Genomic DNA, 24,806 nt, shown 5'->3' on the forward strand with positions numbered 1-24,806 from the left:
CATATGTGCATGACAAAAGTGTACATGCGGGCGGAATCATAACGCAATTCGCGCAAATTCACCTACAATGTTGATATGTCTTTTGCCACTGTTCCAACCATTGAAATTGACCCTTATGGCTTTGCCAATGCCGCCCAGCTGATACTGTCACCCAATCAGGACGCGCGGCCACCCGCTACCGAAGTGGATATGATTGTCATCCATAATATCAGCCTGCCGCCTCATCACTACGGTGGCCAGGGCATTATGCAATTATTCACCAACCAGCTGGATCCGCAAGCGCATCCCTATTACGCAGAGATTGCCCAGCTCAAAGTCTCGTCACATTTCCTGATTCGCCGCACTGGCGAGCTCATACAATTTGTCAGCTGCGAGCAACGTGCCTGGCATGCCGGGGTGTCACAATGGCAGGGCCGCGAACGCTGTAATGACTTCTCAATCGGCATAGAGCTGGAAGGCAGCGATATCGAAGCATTCGAAGCAGAGCAATATATCATCTTGCAAATGTTGATCAAGGCACTACAAAAACGCTATCCAATCAGGCATATTGTCGGTCATTCGGACATTGCACCCGGTCGCAAGACTGATCCTGGTCCTTTTTTTGATTGGCAAAGAATCTCATGATAACAATCGACTGGCTAAGTGCCATCCACTGGCGCAGAATCGCGCAAAGCGGCTTCTATGGCATGATACTGGCACTCACGGCGTGCCAGGAATCGTCAACAGAAGCGCAAGAGCGGAAAAAACCATTACCTATGGTGACTGTTCATCAAGCCCAGGCAAAGACTGTTTCATTGACACAGGAAAGCGTAGGAACCCTGGAGAGCATTATTGACCCGACCATTGCCGCCGAAATTGCCGGCCGGGTCATGCAAGTGTTGGTCCATCCGGGCCAGAGAGTCAAACAAGGACAAGTCATTGCTATCCTGGACGCCACCGATGTGCGCTTGCAGTTACAAGAAGCCGACACTGAAGTCGCCCGCATTGAAGCGTTGATCCGCAACCAGCAGAAAATGGTGGAACGCAATCAGGCGCTGGTCGATAAAAATTTTATTTCCAAAAATGCGCTGGATGATACGACTACTCAGCTTGACGCCCTCAAACAGCAGCTATCAGGGGCAAAATCCCGCGTGGCCGCCATCAGCCATAATGGTAGCAAGCACAGAGTTCTCGCACCGACAGATGGTGTGATTGAAACACAGATTGTTTCAAATGGGGACTTTGTCAAAATTGGTGACCCGGTGGTTAAGCTCATTAACAATTCGCGTTTAAGGGCACATTTACCTTTCCCTGAAAGCATTGCGAAAACGCTTAAACCTGGTCTGCCATTAGTCTTGACCACGCCAACGGCCAGCAATACGGTCAAAACAGTGATTCGTGACATTCAGCCGCAAATAGATATCAACAGCCGCGCCGTGGATGTCACGGCCGATATTGTTGGCCAAGCCGACTGGCAACCCGGTGCCAGTGTCACCGGTAAAGTCATCACCGGTGAGCGTGACCGTACTGTGCTCGTGCCGGAACAAAGCGTGGTCCTGCGCCCTGCCGGGGAGGTAGTTTACACACTTACGCAAACTAACGGTGAGGCCCGTACACGACAGAGAGTTGTGAAAACCGGGATATCCAGTGATGGGCAAATCGAGATTCTGCAAGGGCTGCAAGCAGGGGAATGGGTGGTTGTCGATGGTGCCGGATTCCTCACTGACGACACGCAAGTGCAGATACAAGAATCACAAACAAACACCAAGACTGAACACACACCGTCATGACCCTGCCAGAACTCTCCGTCAAACGTCACGTGTTGGCCTGGATGCTCTCCGGCGTCATGGTTCTATTCGGCTTGATTGCTTACCAGCGCATTGCGCTGGACCGTTTTCCGGCCATTGAATTTCCTGTCATCTCCATCACGACCACCTTAAAAGGGGCCAATCCGGATGTGGTGGACACCAGTATCACCAGCATTCTGGAGTCCGCAGTCAACACCATGCCCGGTCTGGAGCACGTTCAATCAGCCTCGTCGCCAGGGGTTTCGGTCATCACGCTCACTTTCAAGCTGGAAAAAAACATAGATCAGGCCTACACCGAAGTACAGTCCAAGGTAAACCAGGCGGTGCGCCGTCTGCCCCAAGAGACCGACCCCCCCGTATTGCGTAAGGCAGAAACAAACGACTCCCCCATTTACTGGTTGGCCTTGCATGGCGACCGCACGGTACAACAACTGAACTTGTACGCGCTCAATGTGCTAAAAAAGAAACTTGAAACCATAGACGGTGTAGGTGAGGTCTTGCTGGGTGGCCGTCGGGACCGCACGATAAGAGTTGAATTTAATACTGAACGGATGGCGGCCTATGGCTTGACCGTCAACGATCTGTTGCAGGCTTTTTCGCGCGAGCACGTACAAGTGCCGGGCGGTTTCCTGGTGCAGGCACAATCAGAAAAAATGCTCAAACTGGACATGGAATTTCACCGTGTCAATGAGCTGGAAAGCCTGATTGTCGCCAATCGCAAAGGCGCACTAATCAAACTGCGTGATGTAGCCGCCATTAAAGATGACTTGTCCGACTTCAGGCAAATTGCCCGCTATAACGGCAAACCGGCAGTCGGGCTCGGCATGATTAAAGTGCCCAATGCCAATACAGTAGAAATCGTGCATGAAATTGAACGGCGTTTGGCAGCCGATATCCGGCCTAACCTGCCACCAGGCATGTATTTAAGCGAGTCATACAATGAGGCGCCTTTTATTGAGAAAATGGTCGCCGCTCTCAAGGAGCATTTACTTGAAGGAACCCTGTTAGCCGCATTGATCGTCTTTCTGTTTATGCGTTCTGTGAGCTCTACCCTCATGATTTGCCTGGAAATACCGGTCTCTCTGTTGGGCGCGATTGCTGCCATGTATTTTGCCGGATACAGCTTTAACAGCATGACGCTGCTGGCATTGTTACTATTGATAGGCGTGGTGGTGGACGATGCGATTGTCATGCGCGAAAGCATTTTGCGCCATCTTGAGCAAATCCGTGAGCAAGGTAGCCTGCACTTGCAACAATTTATAGAGCTACGCAACCGGGCCACCCTGGAAGGTAGCCGTGAGGTGACCTTTGCCGTGATTGCCGCTTCATTCTCACTGGTATGTATTTTTGCCCCGGTGATTTTCATGGATGGCGTCATAGGCAAGTTTTTTAAAGCATTTGGCCTGGTGATGACAGTGGGTGTGCTGGCCTCGCTGTTTGTTTCACTCACATTAACGCCCATGTTAAGTGCTCGCTACCTCAAATCCGAGAATCACCGTGGTCGTTTTTACGATGCATTGGATAAGGTATTCTCCACGATGGACCGCCAGTATCGTAGCCTGATTACATGGAGCCTTCATCATCGATGGAAAGTCATGCTGGTCACTGCAGTGACCGTGCTTTCCAGTGTGTACTTTATCCAGGCAGTTGATAAAGAGTTTGCGCCCGAAGCGGATGAAAGCCGGTTTACCATCAGCTTCAAAACACCGCTCGGGTCCAGCTTGTCTTACACCCTGACCAGGTTGGATGCGATTGAGCAAATACTAGCCAAGCATTCTGAGGATATTGCCAGCTACTTCAGTGTCATCGGCAGCGGGCAGCGCGGACAAGTCAACGAAGGTCGTATCAGCATCCGCATGCATGACAGGCAACACCGTCCTCACAGCCAGCACTTTGTAGTCAATGCGTTAAAAAAAGAGCTTGCCTCCCTCCCCGGCGTGCGGGCATTTCCGGTCCCTTCGTCTATGATACGCGGCCAGCGTTCGGAAATACTCCAATTCCTCATTAGCGGACCTAACATTCAAAACGTGGGGCTTTACGCTAAACAAATCCAGCAACAACTGACGGACATTGATGGATTTGGCAAAATTGACATGGATTTGCAGCTGGACTTACCTCAATTGGAAATGCATGTGGACCGTGACCGTGCAGCGCAATTGGGCATCAGTGCCAATGACATCGCCAGCGCAGTGAATACATACGTAGGCGGGATGGATATTGCCAGCTATAACGACGTTGATGGCGATGGGCAACGGTATGATATCCGCCTAAAGGCAAATGAAAACGATATTCGCAGCCCCGACCACCTGCAAAGAATCTTCCTGCGCAGTGCGCAAGGCCAACTGGTCAGGCTGGATACGCTGGCCAAATTTAGCGCCAAGCTCGGCCCTGCTGTGATCGGGCGCTATGACCTGCAATACGCTGCCAACTTATATGCCAGTCCCAGCATGCCGCTGGCCGAAGCCATCTCTCATGTGGAGAAAGTGACAGGGGCCATCCTCCCGGCAGATTACCAATTCAAGTTATCCGGGCAGGCGGAAGAGTTTTCCAAAACATTTAAGAATGTCGGCTTTATTTTTGGCCTGGCGATGATTCTGCTATATATGGTATTAGCCAGCCAGTTCAATTCCTTTCTGCAACCTGTACTGGTCATGGTGGCGCAACCGTTGGCCATGGTCGGCGGCCTGTTTGCGCTTTGGCTTACCGGCCAAACACTCAATATCTATTCCATGATAGGGCTGGTGCTATTAATCGGCCTGGTCGCCAAAAATTCTATCCTGCTGATAGACCTTACCAACCAGTATCGTGAACAGGGCATGAGTACCAATGAGGCATTGCTTGCTGCCTGCCCCGTCAGGTTACGTCCGGTACTCATGACCTCACTGACGATTATTCTGGCCTTGCTGCCAGCCGCTTTGGGGCTCAGTGCAGGCGATGAAACGAATAAACCATTATCCATCGCCGTCATCGGCGGCATGATCTCGTCGACCTTATTGACACTGGTGGTGGTGCCGGCTTTTTACTCACTGGTCTTTTCCAGAAAAGCAGCTGCCACTTAAACATCTGCCTCAGTCACCTTTGATGGTGTGGTGGCATCCATACCCACCGCGACCACCCCCATCATCACCAGCACCGTTCCGGCACCTTGTATCCACGATAGCTGTTCACCTAAAAAGAGATAAGCAAGTAAGATCGTTGATACAGGACCAATCGCGCTGATGAGGGATGCCTTGCGGCTACCCAGTTGATGTATCCCAACATTCATTAATATCGCCGGCAAGACAGTCGCCACAATCGCCATCAGCATGGCCAATGCATACACCTGATGAGGCAAAGCCATGATTTCTTTGGTAGAACCACTGATTCCGAACTGGCATGCACTCGCAAAGGCAGCTATGCCCATCGTCAAAGCCGTAAAGCGGGTGGCTCCCAGCTTTGGGATGAACTGCCCACAACCCAGCAGATATCCCGCATACACCACCGCACTTAACAACACCAGCCACGCCCCATACATCGTCTCGCTGGAATGCAGGCCGGACAGCTCAATGTCATGCCAGACCACCAACACCACGCCTGCATAGCTCACCGTCATGGCAAACCATTCGCGGCGGGTGATATGATGCTTTAGAAAGATCGCACTCATGACGACAACCAGGGTGGGGTAAAGAAATAAAATGACTCTCTCCAGCCCTGCCGACACAAAACGCAATCCTTCAAAATTGAGCCACATAGACCCATAGCCACCAATCACGGCCAATATCACCAGCCATGACCAGTCCTTGATGGTTAACGTCGCAGGGGATCCCTGGCGTGCTGCCCACCAACCTAAAGCCACAAAAAACGGCAGCGCAAACGCCATACGTAATGCAATCAAATTCCCCGCGTCCACGTGATAAACGTAAGCGAGTTTCACCATAATTGCCTTGGACGAAAAAACAATGGATGACAACAGCACCAGCGTGGCACCGTAATACGGGTGGGTAGAGTCTTTCATATGAGCCCTGAATCAGTGGGGCTCGCCGGGAAGGGACAACAGATCAACCGCGGAGAGCCCGCGGTTGCAAAAGATTTACGACAAGCAGCAACCGCGGCAAGTGGTGGCGACCAGCCACAATGCCTTTCGGTTCATCATCACAACAGTAGGTTGATTGAATTGCTTGTGCATAAGCGTTCGAATGTACGCGGGTTTTGCAGAATGGTCAAGTTGCAAAATGCGAGGATAAGCTTTTTTGCAATGTGATGAGTTGCATATTTTCTACTTGCGGCTGCCACATGTCAGGCTGGTGCGGAAAAGGCAGTGTCTCCCCCGTAGGCTGGTAGCCTAACCGCCTATAAAATGCGATTAACTCCTCGCGTAAACTGATCACCATCATTTGCGCTCTTTGCATACCCCATTGAGATACCGCCAGTTTTTCGGCGGCGAGTATCATGGCCTTGCCGTAACCGCGGTTCTGCAACAGCGGTGAAACGGCAATCATGCCTAATTTGACGGTGCCAGTCTCCTCAGGATGCTGCTCAAGACAAAGACTGGCAGCCATCACGCCACTTGCATCTTCCCCAATCAAAATACACGCATCTTCACGTGCCAATAAAGCTTGTATCGTCCGTTCACTGGTTCGCACGCCGGTCAACAAATCAGCTTCCGTGGTCCATCCAGCGCGACTGGTCTCTCCCCTGTAAGCCGCATTTACCAGGGCACATAACACGGGGACATCTGATTCTTGGGCAAGACGTTGTATCAGCATAACGATCACACTTAAACGCGAGGACCAACAGCAGTCATATGCTGCACCACCAGGCTGCCCACGATGTCTCCCTCAACATTGACAGTGGTGCGTAACGTATCCAGCAACCGGTCTATGGGCAACAAAATGGCAATGGCTTCGGCGGGCAGCCCCACACTCTGCAGCACCATCACCATGGTGACCATGCCCGCGCTGGGGATACCAGGTGCCCCCATGCCAGCAATCATCGCGGTCAAACAAACCACCAGTTGCTGGGCCAGATTCAAATCCACACCCGCCAGCTGCGCAATAAACAAAGCCGCAGCAGCTTCATAGAGCGCCGTCCCATCCATATTCATGGTCGCCCCCAGCGGGATCACAAATCCGGCAATTTCTGGCTTCACATGCAAATGCTGCGTCACACAACGCAAAGTCACCGGCAATGTGGCACTGCTGGAGCTGGTAGCAAATGCCGTGACCAGCGCCTCGCGCGCGCCGCGCCAAAGCCACAAGGGCGAGCGGCGGGTAAACAGCCACAATACCAACGGCAACACTAGCAGACCATGCAACAAGGTAGAACCCACTACCACTGCTGCAAACCGCGCCAGCACCTGCAATATCGCCACATCCTGTTGCGCCACCAGTTTAAACAACAACGCCGCTACGCCCAGCGGCGCCAGCTGCATGATCCAACCCACCAGCCGCATACACAAAGCCAAGCCCTGCTCAAACAAACCGCGCAAATCATCAAATTGCGCACCGCCCATCACCAGCGCAATGCCGCTTAGCAAGGCAAACATCACCACCGCCAGAATCTGGCCTTCGGCCAGCGCCTTAAATGGGTTCATGAACAGGCCATGCAAAAAACCGGCAAAAAAATCCGGCAGTGACATAGACTTTGCCTCAAACTGCTGAATCGCCCCCTCAAACATAGCCAAATGCAAGCCTGCCCCAGGCTTAAACAGATTGCTTGCAGTCAAACCAATCACAATCGCCACCAGCATACTGCTGATAAAAAACAGCAAAGTATAGCGCCATACCCTGTGCATCTGCTGATGCTGGCGCAAATTGGCAATGCCCACCACAATGCTGCAAAACACCAGCGGCACCAGCACCATTTTAAGTAAATCGATAAATAGCGTGCCTACGAGACTAGCGGCATACAACGCAGTGTCATGTTTCCCTCCATGCGCGAGCCATCCAAACAAAACACCAACAACAGCAGCGATTAATATTTGGGCATTTAGGCTGGGAAGTTTCATTCTGTGGATTTTTCAGGGTGAAAGGGTTAAGGAAATGATACTTTAACTTGCGAGGCAAAAGGCAAGGAATTTAGCAGTGCTGGCCTGAATGATGGATATTTGAATACAAATACTGCTAAGGGAAAATATCGATTTTTGGTAACTTTCAAACGCAGGTGAGTTACACAAAACGATTGCACGAAATGAAAAAGAAACGCATTAGAGTTGGGAGCGAATCAAACTTAAATAAAATTTGCGTGACAAAGATTCGGTTAAACCCTGACCCCTCTTAGGTGATGGCACATCGGACGGAGCCATCAGCCAACAAAAAACCCGACTCTCGGTCGGGTTTCTGTCATTTCAGCCTGAGCTAAAATTATTTATTCATCACGTACATAGTTACTTCAAAGCCAAAACGCATTTCGGTAGCAGCTGGTTTAGTCCACATGGTGTTTCTCCTTAAAGGGTTAACAATCGATCAAATGTGTGCACAGTATGCGCTTGGCCTTTACTTCTGTTGAGTGCTGTTTTACTTGAATGATGCTCATGATTTTCCGCAGTTGCTGATAAGCATTCAGGTATTAAACCGCTTTTTCAAACACCGCAGCAAAAAATCCATCCGTACCATGCAGATGTGGCAACAACTTCAGATACTCGCCGGTATCCAGCACAATGTTTTGCTGAGCGAGTACTTCATTTGCAGGAACCAGTTTAAAGTCTGGATGCGCTTGTAGAAATGCTTCGGCAATCGCCTCATTTTCGTCGCGTAACAAACTGCAAGTCGCATAGACCACACGGCCGCCCGCTTTACATAGCTTGGCTGCACGGGCGAGGATATTGGTTTGTTTAACATTGAGTTCGGCCACATCCTGCTCGGTTTGACGCCATTTCAAATCGGGATTTCTTCTTAACGTCCCCAGGCCGCTACACGGCGCATCCACCAGCACCCGGTCAAACTTGCCGTTGAGACGTTTGAGTTTGAGGTCGTTTTCGTTGTTGATGAGTTGTGCTTGCAGGTTGGATAATCCGCTACGCTTGAGGCGTTGACCTAGGTTATTCAGGCGTTTTTCCGAGACATCAAACGCATATAAGCGGCCGGTGTTTTTCATGAGTGCACCTAATGCCAGCGTTTTACCGCCAGCGCCAGCACACAGATCTGCGACCATCTGGCCACGCTTGGGGGCGACCAGGTAACTGAGTAATTGGCTACCTTCATCCTGCACTTCAATTTTGCCTTCAGTAAACAAAATGTGTTTACCTATATTCAACCGGGCACCCATGCGGATACCAACAGGCGAGTGTGGCGTTGGCGTGATAACGTTATCTTTCACCGTGTTTTCTGCCAGCATGCGTGACAATACTTCTTCGCGGTTGGCCTTGATGGTGTTGACGCGCAAATCCAGGCTGGCCTGTTCGAACATACTGCGGCAGATGGTCATCGCCTCGGCTTCGCCATACTGGGCGACCAGCTTTTCCCAGAACCAGTCGCGTACATCGGCTAATACGGCAGGGGCAAAGCCTTCACTGTTTTTGGCTTTGATGGTGACCGCCCACTCCTTCTGGCGCTCATCTAGCAGGTCCTCAAGGTCGCGTATGCTTTTGCCTTCTACCTTGAGCAGCCAGGCAATGATTAATTTGCGCGTATCTTCGTGGTCATCTGGACCCTCCAGCGTCAGCGTGCTCAGGTAGCGGTAGCGGCGGAGTACACCGTAAGCAGTTTCAGCCACCCAGGCGCGGTCTTTGGTGCCCAACTCGCGGTGCTGGCGGAAAAATTCGCCTAGCCGGGCATCCGCGGGGCTTTCAAATTTGAGCAGGTCATTTAACAGCATCGCCGTCTGGCGCATCAGGGTTTGATTCATCAGGTTCTTTCAATACTTGCATTATTCGGCGATCAACCGCGTGGCAACTTGTTCAATTACCATGCCGTTTTTCTCCAGTTTTTTGATTTTGACCGGCACAAAGCGGTAATCGCTGGCCAGCCATAAGTCTACTTTTTCATCAGTATCGCCACGCGTATGGGCAATATGCACGGTCTGGATGGTCTGGTCGGCAATGACAAGGGGTTCTTCACCTTCAAACATATATTCGTACTCTCCCAGCCGGCGGCCGTTTGTCAGCGTGACATGCATTTCCTGCAACGGCGGCACAAACATAAACTGGTACATAAAACTCAGCAAGTCTTGCGTATTGCCACGCAAATCCAGCCGCTGCTCGCCCTTACTCGTTTTCAGGGTAATGATATTGGTTTCCCAGTCAAACGTGGCCTCATACGTTTTACTGGCGCGGCTACCAAACGCATAGCGATAAAAATGCGGCTTTAATCCGCGCGGGCTGATTTCACCCTGACTTTGCTGCTCCAGCGAAGGATACAGCAATTTTAGTAGCCCTTTGCCTTCTACCAGCCAGCGCAGCTTGTAACTGCCTGACTCTTCTCGCACATACTCAATGTTTGCAGTACCTGCTGGACGCTCATCTCCATTGACGAATACGGAAAAGTCAGTACTTACATGCTGGTAAGGCACAGGTTTAGCGTCTTCCGCCCCGTTCTCTGGATGATCCATTTCATGCCAAGCGGTGATTTCTGCCAACCTTGCCTGCTTTTCTTCTTCACTGATAGCAGATTGCGGCTCAGTGACGTCTGTGTCAGGGACCTGCTCATTCACTGCTGACGCTTCAACCGGCGACGCAGGGCTGGAGGGAGGTGGCTCTGGCTTGGCTGCCCTCTGCCTGGCTGATTTTGGCGTAACCGTTGGGACAGCTAACGCTGCAACCGGCGATGATGGTGGCAGTAAACGTGCCTGTAATACCGCTGGAGCCGGCTTCTCATTTACAAACCAGCTACGCCAATCAACCTCGCTAAAGAAGAACACATGTAGCAATAACGAAAGGCATAACGCCAGCGCCAATGGCCAGGAAACATGCTGTTGAATCCAGTGTCGCAGGCCGGATGATTGCATCACGCGCTTCCCGATGGGAAAACCCCGTTATTGACCGGTGATACTGGTGATCACCTGCTCCATATGTTTACCATCATCCTTCACTACCAGCTTGACCGGCAGATATCCTTTATCCTTTGCCAGATAGAGGGTCTTCTCACCTTCAGCATCGGTCAGTTTAACGACTTTAAATGTACCAGCTTCAGTTTCCAGGGGGGTACTTTCCTCAGTGACCACAAACGCATGCGGAGAAAGTTTTTTACCGTTTGCAACGGCTAGATTAACCCCTTTTCCCTTCGGCGGTTGCCACATCCAGCAATACATTACACTTAATAAATCCTGGCTACCTTTGGCCAATTTTTCGGTTTCCTGGGCATCTTTAATCTGCATCTTGAGCACTTTTTTGGCCCAGTCAAACTCGCTGATCAAGGTTTTATTGGGATGCTTGGACTGTCGCGACTCAAAACGATCAGGACGCAAAGCATTACTGATAATAAGGCCCCGACTTGAAAGTGTGCGCTCACCCATGAGCTTGTAAATGCCTTTTCCCTCTGCCAGGGAGTCGATCTGGTAACGGTTGCCCGTGACATTGAGCTGGTCTTCAACGGTAGCGATGCTGACGCCTTGTTGCAATAAGTCATATTTGAGCGTGAGCTGCTTGGGTGCCGCCGATAACAATGGCGACACCAGCAGCACGATAATCGCCAATACACTGGCGATGTAATGACGATAGCATTGCCGACGAAAAAGCAGCATTACACCACCACAGTAGGCGCTTCACCCGCCTGCTGCGCACGAATGTGGCCAATGCGGTAAACCGTTTCACCGGCCTCGGCCAATACCGCCTGAGCCTGCTCAGCATGCTCGGCCGCAACAATCACCGCCATCCCGATACCGCAGTTAAAGGTACGGTACATTTCCAGCGGCTCGATATTGCCTTGTGTCTGCAACCACTGGAACAGTGGTGGCAAGGTCCAGCTAGATTTCTGCACTTCTGCCGTCAGGCCTTGGGGCAATACACGAGGAATGTTCTCGGTAATGCCGCCGCCGGTAATATGCGCCATGCCCTTCACGGGCAAGGTTTCCAGCAACTTGAGGATAGACTTTACATATAATTTGGTTGGTGCCATGACCACATCTTTGAACTTGCGGCCATGAAAATCTGATTCCATATCAATGCCTGATTTTTCAATCAGTTTACGGATCAGGGAGTAGCCGTTGGAGTGTGCGCCGCTGGACGCCAGGCCTAATACGACGTCCCCTGCCTTGATCGTAGAGCCATCAATAATGTTTGCTTTGTCGACACAACCGACAGCAAAGCCAGCCAGATCATATTCACCCGCTGGGTACATGCCAGGCATTTCGGCAGTTTCACCACCCACCAGCGCACAGCCAGACTCTTCACAGCCTTGCGCAATGCCCTTGATCACCGCTGCCGCAGTTCCCACTTCGAGTTTGCCACAGGCAAAATAATCGAGAAAAAACAGCGGTTCGGCACCTTGCACCAGGATATCGTTGACACTCATTGCGACCAGGTCTATACCCACGGTATCGTGTTTGTTCAACTGGAAAGCCAGTTTGAGTTTGGTACCCACGCCATCAGTCCCGGAAACCAGCACTGGCTCCTTGAATTTTTTGGGCATGGCAAACAGCGAACCAAAACCGCCGATACCGCCCATGACTTCAGGACGTAGCGTGCGTTTGGCAAACGGTTTGATTTGCTCGACCAAGGCATCACCCGCCTCGATATCGACACCGGCATCACGGTAGGTGATAGAAGTTTTATCAGAAGAAGTCGTCAAAGTACTCTCGTTTCTTTCAATGCGATTAATCAGGTGAACGGCTGTAAACAGCGCCGATGTTTGCAACAAAGCGCGATACAGCGTTGAAATTCAGTATAATTTTAAAATAATCATTATTTTAACGCATCTTGCCACTTCGACCTATGCCGGATTGCGGATGTGTGTGACAGGTGCCCATGTCTGACCAAGAACATCAGAAGTCTATTGCAACGCAGTTTGTCAGTGACCATCGCTGGTGGATCGTGACCGCTGTCGTCATCTACCTGTTTTACTTACTTGAACCTATCCTGACCCCTTTTCTGGCGGCGGCTGTCATTGCCTACATGCTGGACCCATTGGTCGACAAATTAAGCGAAGTGGGCTACGGCAACCGGCAAGTCGGTCGCACCCTGGCAACCTTACTGGTCATGACTGGCGTGATCCTGGTCGTCACTGGCTTACTGCTGATCATCATCCCCCTATTGCAACAACAATCCACGCTGATTGCCCAACGCCTGCCACTGTTATTGGATCACTTTCACCAGCAAGTCGAGCCCTGGCTGTTGCAACAGTTCGGTATTCGCCTAAATATTGACCGCACCGACATACAGAAACTGATTAGCGAGCACTGGCAAACAGCTGGCGGCATGATAGGCAATGTGCTGCTGAGTGCCGGGCAAAAAGGATTGAGCCTGATCGGCATGCTTGCCAACATATTGTTGCTGCCTGTGGTCCTGTTTTACTTCCTGCGCGACTGGGATGCCATGATGGCCGAAATCGGTGACCTGATTCCGCGTGACTGGATAGGCCGGTTACAGACGCTCTGCCGGGACATCGACAGTGTGGTGGCTGAATTCTTACGCGGGCAGTTATCAGTCATGCTCTCGTTATGCGTGTTTTACAGTATTGGCTTGTGGCTGGTGGGCCTCGACATGGCCCTTTCCATAGGCATGATTGCCGGGCTACTCAGTTTTGTGCCCTACCTCGGTTTTGCACTGGCTTTTATCATGGCTGTATTGCTGGCGTTGCTGCAATTCGCCTCTCTACCCGAAGTGATTCCTGTGTTGCTGGTATTTGGGGTGGGGCAATTCGTCGAAAGTTTTTTCCTGACGCCTATCCTGGTCGGTGACCGTATCGGTTTACATCCTGTGTTGGTAATTCTGGCTTTAATGGCTGGCGGGCAACTGTTTGGGTTTGCCGGCGTATTGCTGGCACTACCGGTCAGCGCTGCCATTGCTGTTGGCGTTCGCCGCACCAAACAAAGCTATTTGCGTAGCGAGGCATATTTAAGCAGCCAACCACAAATCATCCAAACGCTGGATGAATGACTGCCTGAAGACTAGAAATTAACGCTGTGAAACAACTGTTACTGAATATCCAACCGCCTGCTGCACCAGGCTTCGATAACTTTATCCCCGGCCAGAACCAGGAGGCGCTAGCAAGCTTGCAAGACGTACTATCCGGCGTGGCCACCACACGCTTTATTTACCTGTGGGGCGAGCCTGGCAGTGGCAAAAGTCACTTGCTGCTTGCCGCCCAGGCCATGGGGGCGCATATTGCAGATGATGTGCATACACTGGATGAAGAGTCACAAATCATCCTGTTTGATACGTACAACCAGATCAAGGCCGAAGGCGGCATGTTGGTCACGGCTGGCAGCCATGCGCCCACTCAAATGGACTTGCGTGACGACCTGGCTACCCGGCTGGCGTGGGGACTGGTTTACCAATTACATCCCTTGAGTGACGATGAAAAAGCCCATGCCCTACGTGCCCACGCCCGCGAGCGCGGCATGAAATTGCCAGATGAAGTGATTGCTTACTGCCTGCGGTATTTACGCCGGGATTTGCCCACCTTGATGGCAGTGCTGGAGGCGCTCGATGAATGGTCACTGACAACCAAGAAAGCAATCACACTGCAATCTCTGAGGAAAATGCTGCAAGACTCCTTATAAAGGCTTGCGTTTATTCCGCGCCAAAGCTGTAGCGGTTCTTGCCATTCTTTTTCGACTCATACATGGCTTTATCTGCCACATGCAGCAACTGTTTGACGTTCTTGCCATGATGCGGGAATTCGGCAATCCCAATGCTGACACCAATCTCCAGCGGAATGCCATTGACTATCACCGGCTGTGCAAATAACTGTATGAGGCGATGCGCCAACTGCGTCAACTCCAGGCGATGCAAATAACTGCTGACGACCAACACAAATTCGTCTCCCCCTTGGCGCGCCAGAAAGTCAGACTGCCTGAGTATTTTTTTAAACCTGTTTGCCACCTCTATCAGCAAGGCATCGCCCAGCTCATGGCCATAGGCATCATTCACTTGCTTGAACCCATCCAGGTCCATAAAAAAGACCGCGAACTGTTTGGAGCCTATCCTGGCTAAATCGTAAGTATTTTCCAGATAAACATTCACACTACGGCGATTGGGCAAACCAGTCAGCAAATCATGATCAGCCTGATGACTAAGCTGTTTCGCCACGGCCTGATTTTCGATGACTTGCCCCAGCAAGTTGGTGGTGTTGATATAAGAAAACACCAAGACGCTGATAATCACAATACCCAATATAATTGCCACCGTGACTGACACCACAATGCGATTGCGAATAGCTTGCTCAAACCCCTGCCGTTGCATGATCAACTGCTCATCAATCTGCGCTACATACCCATCAATCAGTTTCATCAACTCTCGTCCGCGATCCCTACTCAATGAGAGATGCGGGACATATTCGCCTGCATGGATCTGCACCTGCACACTTTTATCCATAATATTAAATTTCTGCTGAACCAGGTGCTTGATTTTTGTAAGCAATGATCTCGTGGCCGAATCAATAGCCCAACCATTTTCGAGCTGGGCAATGGCTTGCGAAGCCTCATCACGTCCTCGTTCAAGTGTGTCCAGAAATAAGACATGTCCCGTCAGCAAATATCCACGCTGCCCATTCTCAGCATTTGTCATGGCCTTGCTTAGTGCCACCAGCTGATAGCGCTGTCTATCGACCAGATCCTTTTTCTCTGAATAATCCACAAGCTGATACATGGCAACAAAAAGCCCCATCATTGAGACGCACAATAATGCGGAAGCAATGATTAACTGGATAAGTATTCGTCGCTTGTAGTTAAACATACGGATTTATATCGTCATTTTTTTGCGCAGATTAAATCAAAGCAGAATAAATCCATGATACGACCAGTCTGAATATAATAAAATATAGTTTTGATAGATAACCACTATCCACCATGCTCAGAATTACTGAAATCAAACTGCCGATTGAGCTTGCCGACACGCTCAAACATCAAGACGACCAAATCAAGGCCGCCATCCTCAAACGCCTGGAAATTCCTGAAACGGATTTAATCCGCTTTGAGATTTTCAAGCGCGGCGTGGATGCACGTAAATCCCATGCTATTCTTTATGTGTACAACCTTGATGTAGAGGTTAAAAACGAAGCCAAGCTATTGGCACGCTTTAAAAAAGATCCGCACATCAAACCAGCACCCGATACCCGCTATCATTTTGTCGCGCGTCTACCAGCGATCAAATCCCACAGACCCGTCGTGATTGGCTTTGGACCGGCCGGTATTTTTGCTGCGCTCATTCTTGCTCAGGCCGGATTCAATCCCATTGTGCTTGAACGTGGCAAGGAAGTACGCAAACGTACCAAAGACACCTGGGGGCTCTGGCGCAAACGCACGCTAAACCCTGAATCCAATGTGCAATTTGGCGAAGGCGGTGCAGGCACTTTTTCGGATGGCAAACTCTACAGTCAGATCAAAGACCCCAAGCATTACGGCCGCAAAGTCTTGCAGGAATTCGTCAAGGCGGGAGCGCCAGAAGAAATTCTTTACGTCAGCCATCCACATATTGGTACATTCCGTTTGGTCGGCATGGTCGAAGAAATGCGCAACACCATTATCAGCCTGGGCGGTGAGATTCGCTTTGAAAGCCGGGTGACCGACATTGCCATCGAAAACAACCAGGTGCAGGGCGTCACGCTACATAGCGGTGAATTTATCCCGACCAATCATGTGGTACTCGCGGTAGGCCATAGCGCGCGCGATACCTTTGAAATGGTGCATGAAAAAGGCATTTATGTGGAAGCCAAACCATTCTCGATAGGCTTCAGGATTGAGCACCCGCAAAGCCTGATAGACCGTGCCCGCTATGGTAAAAGTTACAGCGATGACATTCTTAAAAAACTGGGCGCGGCGGATTACAGGCTGGTGCATCACGCACAAAATGGCCGCAGTGTGTATAGCTTTTGCATGTGCCCAGGCGGCACCGTGGTCGCCGCCACCTCTGAGCCAAACCGTGTGGTTACCAATGGCATGAGCCAATATAGCCGCAACGAGCGCAACGCCAATGCCGGGATTGTGGTCGGCATCACACCAGAGGTGGACTACCCAGGCCACCCACTGGCGGGCGTCGAGTTCCAGCGCCAGCTGGAAAGCCAGGCCTATGTGCTGGGAGGCAGCGACTATTCCGCCCCCGGCCAATTGATTGGCGACTTTCTCGCCAACCGGCCATCTACACAATTCGGCGAAGTACAACCTTCATATACCCCAGGCGTCCATTTAACCAATCTGGATACCGCACTGCCAGAATTCGCCATTACCGCCATGCGCGAAGCGATTCCAGCCTTTGCCAAACAGGTGCCAGGATTCGACCTCTCAGATGGCGTATTGACCGGCGTAGAAACCCGCACCTCCAGCCCGATCCGTATCAAACGCGATGACGATACCCTGCAAAGCATCAACACCAAAGGCCTGTTCCCCTGCGGTGAGGGCGCTGGCTATGCCGGGGGCATTCTGTCAGCCGCGGTGGATGGCATTAAAGTGGCGGAAGCTGTTTCGCTATCACTCACTTCCTGATTAGGACTCCGAAATAGTCCCCATAAAAAAACCTGCCTAGGCAGGTTTTTTTATGGGGATGCCATCTATTGACGAATCAGGTAATCAAACGCCCCCAGTGCTGCATTTGACCCTTCCCCCATCGCAATGATGATCTGCTTGTAGGGAATCGTAGTCACATCCCCTGCCGCAAATACGCCCGGTAACGAGGTGGCATTGTGGTGGTTAATTTCAATTTCACCATATTTACTCAGGTCCAGGGTGCCTTTCAACCAGTCACTGTTGGGTACCAGGCCAATCTGGATAAACACGCCTTCCAGTGCCAGATGCTTGTTCTCGCCACTGACGCGGTCGGTGTAGGTCAAGCCATTCACACGTGTGCCGTCACCAGTGATTTCTGTGGTTTGGGCGCTGGTCAAGATCGTCACGTTTTCCAGTGAACGCAATTTGCGTTGCAATACCGCATCTGCTTTCAGCTCAGTATCAAACTGCAGCAAGGTGACATGCCCAACGACACCAGCGAGGTCAATTGCGGCTTCCACACCGGAGTTACCACCGCCAATCACTGCGACATGCTTGCCTTTAAACAACGGACCGTCACAGTGCGGGCAGTATGCCACACCTTTGTTTTTATACTCGCTCTCACCAGGGACGTTAAGGTTTTTCCAACGCGCGCCTGTCGCCAGAATCACTGACTTACTACGCAGGGTCGCACCGCTTTCAAGTTTCACCTCGATCAACCCGGCATGCTTGTTGTCGGTTTTAGCGGGCTCAGCCAGACCTACCGCGCGCTGTAAAGGCATGATATCGACATCATAGGTTTTGACGTGCTCTTCCAAAGCAGCCACCAGTTTTGGCCCGTCAGTTTCTTTGACAGAAATAAAGTTTTCAATCGCCAGGGTATCGTTGACCTGACCACCAAAACGTTCCGCCACAATCCCGGTACGTATGCCTTTACGCGCTGCGTAAATCGCAGCAGAAGCTCCTGCAGGACCGCCACCCACTACCAGCACATCAAATGGCTCCCTGGCATTGAGTTTTTCGGCCTCTTTTGCCACTGCCCCAGTATCCACTTTGGCCAGAATTTCTTCGACCAACATACGGCCGGAAGCGAACATCTCGCCATTAAGGAAAGTGGCTGGTACCGCCATGATGTTGCGCTCATTGACTTCGTCCTGAAACAGCGCGCCGTCAATCACGGTGGTCTGGATGCGTGGGTTGAACACGGTCATCAGCGTGGTTGCCTGCACGACATCCGGGCAGTTATGGCAAGACAAGCTCATATAGACTTCAAAATTCAAATCGCTATCCAGCGCCTTGATCTGGTCAAGCACATCCTGCTCCACTTTTGGTGGATGGCCGCCGGTCCACAACAACGCCAGTACCAATGAGGTGAACTCATGGCCTAACGGAATCGCCGCGAAACGCACACCATGGGTTTCGCCTTCTTTGGCAATCACGAATGACGGTCTGCGTGCATCATCGCCAGTCTCGTCCAGGCTAACCTTGTCGGACAACGCGGCAATTTCTTGCAACAGTTCACGCATTTCTGCCGCACGCTCACTATTATCCAGCGAAGCAATCAAACGGATAGGCTGGCGCAACATGCCTAGGTAGGTTTGTAACTGGGCCTTTAAGGTATCATCTAACATATTCATTCTCCAAAATCACGGCTGGTGCATTTCTTCAGGCAACAACAAGCCGTGGCCATCATGCATGGCAATCAAAAATGGTTGGGGGAAACTCGCTCAGGAAAAACCACAGTGACAACTCATCCACTCAGTGACTTTTCCTGAGCGCCCTGCCTGCGCAGGGCGTTGCTCATACCAATCTCAACGAGATTAGATCTTGCCTACCAAGTCCAAAGATGGAGTCAAGGTTTTTGCACCTTCGTTCCACTTGGCTGGGCACACCTGGCCTGGGTTAGCAGCGGTGTATTGCGCAGCCTTCAATTTGCGCAAGGTTTCTTTTACATCACGGGCAATTTCGTTGCTGTGTACTTCAACAGTCTTGATCACGCCGTCTGGGTTGATCACGAAGGTACCGCGTAATGCCAAACCTTCTTCATCAATATGCACGTCAAAAGCACGTGTCAATTGGTGAGTTGGATCACCCACCAGTGGGAATTTTGCCTTGCCTACTGCAGGTGAAGTCTCGTGCCAAACCTTGTGGGAGAAGTGGGTATCGGTGGTCACGATGTACACTTCAGCACCAGCCTTCTGGAATTCTGCGTAGTTGTCAGCCGCATCTTCAACTTCTGTTGGGCAGTTGAAAGTGAACGCTGCCGGCATGAAAATCAACACTGACCATTTGCCTTTTAAAGACTCGTCAGTCACTTCGATAAATTTACCGTTGTGGAATGCTTGCGCCTTGAATGGTTGTACTTGTGTGTTAATCAATGACATGTAGTTCTCCTTTATGATTTATAAAACACGGGTTAATTAAAGATTTGCTGTGTTTCCACAGCGAATGGATGCATTTTAAGCATACACATATTATATGTAAAATTGATTGTTTTAATTTTATTGATAAATATTATTAATCAATAAAGCCATCCGTTAAAATCAGGCCGAGACCGTCACCTGCCCATGACCTTCATAGCCCAGATTATCCTGCCAGTTTACCGCAATCACATCACCAGCCTTGGCATCCTTGAGGTAAAAGGTGAAATACGGGTTGCGAGAAATACCGGTGCCGGTTTGCGCATCCACAACCACCTGCCCGTTGAGTACCACCTGCATGAGTTGCATAAAATGTGCGGGCATGCGTTGACCATCATCGTTTTTACTACGGCCAGTACGCATGGGATGCAGAATAATGATCTTTAGTTCAGTGATGTTTTTGCCCAAGGAGCCGTCTTCCAATATGCGCGCTCGCATTTTCATACTGGTGGCAAACGGTTCTTCACGTTCGCTACCGGCGCAGCCATCTTCCAGCACAACCACCTGTCGGCGCTGTTGCTGAAACTGGCCATTGACCTGTTGCAACAAGGCAATCACTTCGCCTGATTGCGCCAGTTTGACACGTGTCACCACTTTGGGCAGCACCTGTTTACCCAACTCAAAACTGGCAATCAGCGGGGTTGGATTTGCGTCCGCCAGCAAGCGCAAACTGCGCACACTGCCTGCTGGCTGATAACTGGTCAGCTCGACTTGTACTACTGCCCCATTTTCCGCCTTTTGCGGTGCTTCGATCTGCAAATCAGCTGAAACAGGCACTGCTGTCGCTTCGAGCGCCGCCATCACCTGATCAGTTTGCTTGGCCTCAAAGGCTTGCGCAAACCAAGTTGCAGCCTCCAGCTTACGCGAGACCAGCCAGAATGGCATGGCTGCCAACGCCAAACCAGCCTTTAACCAGATCCGCCGTTGCCCCCATGGCCTGAGATCATCATCCATTTTTATCATCGCCTTGCTCCAGCTTGAGTTGCTGCCTGAGTGTTTTCAGCCGAGCTTCTACCTTGGATTGCAGATAGAAATCACCATCTTTTGCTTTACTGGCAATCTCAAACTGGTCGATCGCCCGCGGCAAATCATATTTGCGCACATAGCTTTCACCCAGTGCCTGGTGGCGCAGCATTTGTTTGCCTTGCCCCTGATAGGCTGCTGCCAGCCAATCCCAAAGTTTGGGGTCATCAGGAAAAGCTTCCAGTTGCTTTTGAATAAACGTCACCGCTTGCGGCCACTGGTTGCTGCGGATCAGCAGCTCAGCCTCCCCCTGGGCAAGAATGCGGTGTTTGGGATATTGCTGCAACCCTTGTACAAATTGTGTCTGCGCTTGTGCCACCTGACCCAATTTGGCCAACGTCAGTCCTTTCAGCGTCACCAGATAAGGGTTATTCATGCCATGTTGCACCAGCCAGTCCACTTCCACCTGCGCATTTTTAGCCTGATTTGACCGCAGAAAGGCATAAGCCAACCCGTAATGCTCAGCGATTTCATTCTGAAAACGCCCTTCACTAATGTTGTTTTGGAACTCTTCCACCATTTGCGATGGCGCCCCTTGGAAAGCGCGTATTTTTGCCCGCATCAGGAAAAACGTCAGACTCTCATTGATCTGTTTGTAAGGCAGGTTTTGCACACGGTTACCGATATCCGCAATCCGCTCACTGGTTAATGGGTGGGTGCGTAAATAACTGGGCATATTACCGCCATCTGAAAAGCGGGTTGCGCGTTGCATGGTGGTAAAAAAGGCAGGCATGGCACGCACATCAAAACCAGCGTCCTGCAATATGGTCAAGCCGACCCGGTCTGCCTCACGTTCATGTTCACGCGTGTAATCCAACTGCTTTTGAATCCCCGCCGCCGAGGCGGCAGTCATGGCACCCATCCCTACCTGCGGATTGGAGCGGGCAATCAACAGCGCCAGCGCCGTGGCTGCAATATTTTTGAACATATCGTATTTTTGCGACGCCAGCATACGCGCCAAATGGTGCTGGGTCACATGGCCGATTTCATGGCCGAGCACACTGGCCAGCTCTGACTCACTGTTGGCCGCCATAAACAAACCCGTATGTACGCCAATCACGCCGCCTGGCATGGCAAACGCGTTAATACTTTTATCCTGCACCACAAAAAAGTAAAACTTTTGCTGTTTGTCGGGGCTGCTTTCGCCCAATCGCGTACCCAAGGCCTGTAAATAATCCGTGACTTCGGCGTCATCCAACACATCTTGACTCGTTGCCACTTGTTTGAGAATCTGATTGGCAATCTTTTCCTCATCCCGCAGTGACAACACTGTTTGTGAGGCATCACCCAGCTCCGGCAACTGGTTGGAAGAGTCTGCGGGTAAATTCAAGTCCAAATCCGGCTCGTAAGGCTTACCGGAAAACACACCTGTGGCATTATTGGCCAGCAACCCCTGAGAGGGCGTCAGCAACAAGCCGCACACAAGCAACCCGCGCATAACGTAGCGAGCACCTGATGGATAAGCATGTTTAATCTCATTAAAAACCATGAAGTTCAGCGTTTACAATTGGTGGCCTGGTGACAGACCTAACACAGTGACCCAAACTTGTTATGATAACGGCTTAATCGCTTGAGTTCATCCTTTTAAAGCAACCCTTATGACAAAACAAACTTCAGGCCTGACCCATTTCAACGCCCAAGGCCAAGCACACATGGTCGATATCGGCGACAAAGCACACACCAAACGTGTCGCTATCGCCGAAGGCCTCATCACCATGCAAGCAGCCACCTTGCAAACCATCCTCCAAGGCAATGCCAAAAAAGGCGACGTGCTGGGCATTGCCCGCATTGCCGCCATCCAGGCCAGCAAAAAAACCAGCGACCTCATACCGCTCTGCCACCCGCTTAGCCTAAGCCGCGTCGATGTCAGTTTTATGGCAAATGAAACGCAACACAGTATTACTTGCCGCGTGCAATGTGAAACTACCGGGCAAACCGGAGTAGAAATGGAAGCCCTTACCGCGGTGCAGGTGGGCTTGTTGACGATTTATGATATGTGCAAGTCGATTGATCGCGGCATGACGATGTCTGACATCAGACTACTGGAGAAGCATGGTGGGAAGAGTGGGGATTGGGTGGCAGATTAAACAACACAATCTACCCCATAAAAACATCATTTTTAAAAAGCAGATTTTATATTGAGGTATTCCTTTCACCTCTCGGCGAGTTACTTTCTGTTGCTTGCCCCACAGAAAGTAACCAAAGAGGAGGGCACCCAGCCATCACGGCCTTTGGCTCCCTTGCGTTGCTCAACAAAATAAGCCGGTCACGAAACTCAACCTGGCAGCTTATAAAAATCATAAGCTGCTGCGGGATTCGGACAGTCGCTCCCTCTACTCTTATTTTGTCTCCGCTACTCAGCGTGATGGGATGGGATTTATCTCGCTAAACTTACATCGTGAAAGATTGGACGTTTTGAAACTCCAATTCTTTTTTAATTCATGAAAGCTTGCATTCGCATGGTTTTTTGAGCCCCCATCTGACGCGCCGAGCAACGCAGGGTTGGCGGGAGTACTCGACCATCGGCTGTCCGAGCTCCGCAGTGGCTTGCGTCTTGTGCATGCCGCTAGGATGAGTTCTGCGAGCGCTTATGCCTAAGTCCGGCAAAGCAACGAACCAAAGTCCTAAACCGAGCAACGCAGGATAAAAGCGGAAGCTAGGGGTGCACTTTCTTTTGGTTACTTATTCTTTGTGCAAGCAAAGAAAAGTAACTCGCCGAAGGGCGAAAAAGAACATCACAGAGAACAAGAAACCATCCGCGTGAGCATACATTCCCACCCTACAACTTCCCAAAGAAAGATTTATAGAGAGTAGCAAGTGCAACACTCGCTCTGATGTTTTAGCAAGGTTAGCATTAACCTCGCCGAGATTCCCGCCTCAGCCGGAATGACAACATTACAAGTGCGCAACTCCACAAAATCACGGAGACAGGCGGAGTAGTGCCTGAAAATAAAAGAATAACCTTCTCGACTTAAGCCAACAACACTGCAATCCGCCGCGCGCATTCTGGTGCCATGGTCACGCCATAGCGAAAATGTCCTGTATTCAAATACAGATTCTCAATCTGAGGGTGTCTACCAATCGTAGGAATATTATGCGGCGTTCCTGGCCGCAACCCGCTCCAGTGTTTGACAATGGGCTGCCCTTTCAACTCAGGCAACATGGCTTCGGCTTTTTGCAGCATTTCCTCCCGCATACTGTCCGTCACCCCGGTATCAAACCCGACGTCTTCCAAACTACTGCCAGCCAACAAATGGCCATCTCGCCGCTGCAGCATATAGAACCCATCGCGGTACAGGATGTGCGGTAGTAAACCCGGTAGCATTTGGTACAACAGCATTTGTCCTCGCATAGGCTTAATGTCCAGGCTAAGCGCTGTTTGCTTGAGCAGCTCAAAACTCCACGCACCCGAAGTCACCACAAATACATCCGCAGATAAGATTTCGCCACTGGTCGTTTGCCAATGCTTGATAGAGGACGCCCCTTCTTGTAGAGGCATCAGCTGCGTCTGTTCGCGTAGCGTCACACCATGTTTGATCAGCCAGGCCTTGAGCGATTGCAATAAGCGTGGATTACGGATTTGTACTACTTCTGGAATCAATAGGTCTTGCCCTTGCTGGATCACTTCCAGACCAAAACGGTGGCACCACGCTATGGCCTGCTGGCGGTCGAATGGGGGCCGGATCAGCATGCCACTACGGGTACATTCGGGATCTATACCGGTTTCAGCAAAGAGTTCGGCACTCACCGCCGGATAAGCACGTGCCCCGGCAAGGGCCAGTTCGTTGACCACATCCTGGTAAAACCAGGGCAAGAGCGGGAAAGCAATGCCTGCACCTGCCCAGGAGGATTCGCCTGAGGTTTGGGCCGCGACGATATTGCGTTCTACCAGTGTGACCGTGTGGCCTTGTTTGCGTAATTGCATGGCGGTGAGGCATCCGACGATACCCCCACCAACCACAATGACTGATTTGTTAGCCATACCTGTTTTCTGAAAGGATTGAGCGCCTGGCAGAAAAGC

The 24,806-nt window shown here is 51.0% G+C and carries 21 protein-coding genes; 7 read left to right on the top strand and 14 right to left on the bottom strand.

Annotation, left to right across the window (positions count from 1 at the left end):
• Positions 1 to 75 precede the first annotated feature (75 nt).
• Genes ampD through F463_RS0112885 form a run of 3 tightly spaced genes read left to right on the top strand, consistent with a single transcriptional unit; the run spans position 76 to position 4,846 of the window.
• Entirely contained in the window at positions 76 to 624 is a 549-nt protein-coding gene (gene ampD / locus F463_RS0112875) for a 1,6-anhydro-N-acetylmuramyl-L-alanine amidase AmpD (RefSeq protein ID WP_018987513.1), read from the top strand.
• Positions 621 to 1,769, top strand: coding sequence for an efflux RND transporter periplasmic adaptor subunit (locus tag F463_RS0112880; RefSeq protein WP_018987514.1), 1,149 nt, complete (start codon positions 621 to 623; stop codon positions 1,767 to 1,769). The genes ampD and F463_RS0112880 overlap by 4 nt, the downstream gene beginning before the upstream one ends.
• On the top strand, positions 1,766 to 4,846 hold the full coding sequence (locus tag F463_RS0112885; protein WP_018987515.1) for an efflux RND transporter permease subunit: 3,081 nt from the start codon (positions 1,766 to 1,768) through the stop codon (positions 4,844 to 4,846). The genes F463_RS0112880 and F463_RS0112885 overlap by 4 nt, the downstream gene beginning before the upstream one ends.
• Here F463_RS0112885 and F463_RS0112890 read toward each other — a convergent pair.
• The 8 genes from F463_RS0112890 to purM all read right to left on the bottom strand — a co-directional run bounded on the left by F463_RS0112890 (position 4,843) and on the right by purM (position 12,490).
• On the bottom strand, positions 4,843 to 5,781 hold the full coding sequence (locus tag F463_RS0112890) for a DMT family transporter (protein ID WP_018987516.1): 939 nt from the start codon (positions 5,779 to 5,781) through the stop codon (positions 4,843 to 4,845). The genes F463_RS0112885 and F463_RS0112890 overlap by 4 nt on opposite strands.
• Before the next feature lie 205 nt (positions 5,782 to 5,986).
• Positions 5,987 to 6,532 (bottom strand): GNAT family N-acetyltransferase, encoded by a 546-nt coding sequence (locus F463_RS0112895; protein ID WP_018987517.1) that lies wholly within the window; start codon positions 6,530 to 6,532, stop codon positions 5,987 to 5,989.
• 11 nt (positions 6,533 to 6,543) lie between these two features.
• Positions 6,544 to 7,773: a dicarboxylate/amino acid:cation symporter gene (locus F463_RS0112900; RefSeq protein WP_026295579.1), complete on the bottom strand. Its 1,230-nt coding sequence runs from the start codon at positions 7,771 to 7,773 to the stop codon at positions 6,544 to 6,546.
• A 355-nt stretch (positions 7,774 to 8,128) separates the two neighbouring features.
• Positions 8,129 to 8,200 (bottom strand): pyrroloquinoline quinone precursor peptide PqqA, encoded by a 72-nt coding sequence (gene pqqA, locus F463_RS15290; RefSeq protein WP_081624291.1) that lies wholly within the window; start codon positions 8,198 to 8,200, stop codon positions 8,129 to 8,131.
• Positions 8,201 to 8,333: 133 nt separating this feature from the next.
• A complete protein-coding gene (locus tag F463_RS0112905) occupies positions 8,334 to 9,611 on the bottom strand; it encodes an RsmB/NOP family class I SAM-dependent RNA methyltransferase (protein ID WP_018987519.1) in 1,278 nt (425 codons plus the stop codon).
• Positions 9,612 to 9,632: 21 nt separating this feature from the next.
• Positions 9,633 to 10,709: a DUF3108 domain-containing protein gene (locus F463_RS0112910; RefSeq protein ID WP_018987520.1), complete on the bottom strand. Its 1,077-nt coding sequence runs from the start codon at positions 10,707 to 10,709 to the stop codon at positions 9,633 to 9,635.
• A gap of 27 nt (positions 10,710 to 10,736) precedes the next feature.
• The gene (locus tag F463_RS0112915) at positions 10,737 to 11,444 is read right to left on the bottom strand and encodes a DUF3108 domain-containing protein (protein ID WP_018987521.1); all 708 of its coding nucleotides are present in this window, start codon (positions 11,442 to 11,444) and stop codon (positions 10,737 to 10,739) included.
• Positions 11,444 to 12,490, bottom strand: coding sequence for a phosphoribosylformylglycinamidine cyclo-ligase (gene purM / locus F463_RS0112920; RefSeq protein WP_026295580.1), 1,047 nt, complete (start codon positions 12,488 to 12,490; stop codon positions 11,444 to 11,446). Before purM ends, F463_RS0112915 begins: the two co-directional genes overlap by 1 nt.
• A gap of 176 nt (positions 12,491 to 12,666) precedes the next feature.
• Here purM and F463_RS0112925 point away from each other — a divergent pair, with 176 nt between their 5' ends.
• Together F463_RS0112925 and F463_RS0112930 are read left to right on the top strand one after the other, a co-directional pair.
• Complete coding sequence (locus F463_RS0112925) at positions 12,667 to 13,797, top strand: AI-2E family transporter (RefSeq protein WP_018987523.1); 1,131 nt, start codon at positions 12,667 to 12,669, stop codon at positions 13,795 to 13,797.
• A 26-nt stretch (positions 13,798 to 13,823) separates the two neighbouring features.
• Positions 13,824 to 14,423, top strand: a complete 600-nt coding sequence (locus F463_RS0112930; RefSeq protein ID WP_018987524.1) for an HdaA/DnaA family protein — start codon at positions 13,824 to 13,826, stop codon at positions 14,421 to 14,423.
• A 10-nt stretch (positions 14,424 to 14,433) separates the two neighbouring features.
• Here F463_RS0112930 and F463_RS0112935 read toward each other — a convergent pair whose 3' ends face one another.
• Positions 14,434 to 15,531, bottom strand: a complete 1,098-nt coding sequence (locus F463_RS0112935; RefSeq protein ID WP_018987525.1) for a diguanylate cyclase domain-containing protein — start codon at positions 15,529 to 15,531, stop codon at positions 14,434 to 14,436.
• 179 nt (positions 15,532 to 15,710) lie between these two features.
• On the opposite strand from F463_RS0112935, the gene F463_RS0112940 reads away from it, so the two are divergent.
• Positions 15,711 to 17,342, top strand: coding sequence for an NAD(P)/FAD-dependent oxidoreductase (locus F463_RS0112940; RefSeq protein ID WP_018987526.1), 1,632 nt, complete (start codon positions 15,711 to 15,713; stop codon positions 17,340 to 17,342).
• Between the two features lie 65 nt (positions 17,343 to 17,407).
• Here the strand turns inward: F463_RS0112940 and ahpF are convergent, their stop codons facing one another.
• From ahpF to F463_RS14430, 4 genes are all read right to left on the bottom strand, one after another.
• A complete protein-coding gene (gene ahpF, locus F463_RS0112945; protein WP_018987527.1) occupies positions 17,408 to 18,973 on the bottom strand; it encodes an alkyl hydroperoxide reductase subunit F in 1,566 nt (521 codons plus the stop codon).
• A 189-nt stretch (positions 18,974 to 19,162) separates the two neighbouring features.
• Complete coding sequence (gene ahpC / locus F463_RS0112950; protein WP_018987528.1) at positions 19,163 to 19,726, bottom strand: alkyl hydroperoxide reductase subunit C; 564 nt, start codon at positions 19,724 to 19,726, stop codon at positions 19,163 to 19,165.
• A gap of 159 nt (positions 19,727 to 19,885) precedes the next feature.
• Positions 19,886 to 20,725, bottom strand: coding sequence for a thiosulfate oxidation carrier complex protein SoxZ (soxZ, locus tag F463_RS0112955; protein WP_245545246.1), 840 nt, complete (start codon positions 20,723 to 20,725; stop codon positions 19,886 to 19,888).
• Positions 20,709 to 22,223, bottom strand: coding sequence for a beta-barrel assembly-enhancing protease (locus F463_RS14430; protein ID WP_033413603.1), 1,515 nt, complete (start codon positions 22,221 to 22,223; stop codon positions 20,709 to 20,711). Before F463_RS14430 ends, soxZ begins: the two co-directional genes overlap by 17 nt.
• Before the next feature lie 160 nt (positions 22,224 to 22,383).
• On the opposite strand from F463_RS14430, the gene moaC reads away from it, so the two are divergent.
• Positions 22,384 to 22,872, top strand: a complete 489-nt coding sequence (gene moaC / locus F463_RS0112965) for a cyclic pyranopterin monophosphate synthase MoaC (RefSeq protein WP_018987531.1) — start codon at positions 22,384 to 22,386, stop codon at positions 22,870 to 22,872.
• 884 nt (positions 22,873 to 23,756) lie between these two features.
• Here the strand turns inward: moaC and F463_RS0112970 are convergent.
• Complete coding sequence (locus F463_RS0112970) at positions 23,757 to 24,800, bottom strand: NAD(P)/FAD-dependent oxidoreductase (protein ID WP_342664290.1); 1,044 nt, start codon at positions 24,798 to 24,800, stop codon at positions 23,757 to 23,759.
• Between the last annotated feature and the right edge of the window lie 6 nt (positions 24,801 to 24,806).

The sequence above is a fragment of the Methylophilus methylotrophus DSM 46235 = ATCC 53528 genome, from assembly GCF_000378225.1.
Taxonomy (GTDB): Bacteria; Pseudomonadota; Gammaproteobacteria; order Burkholderiales; family Methylophilaceae; genus Methylophilus; species Methylophilus methylotrophus.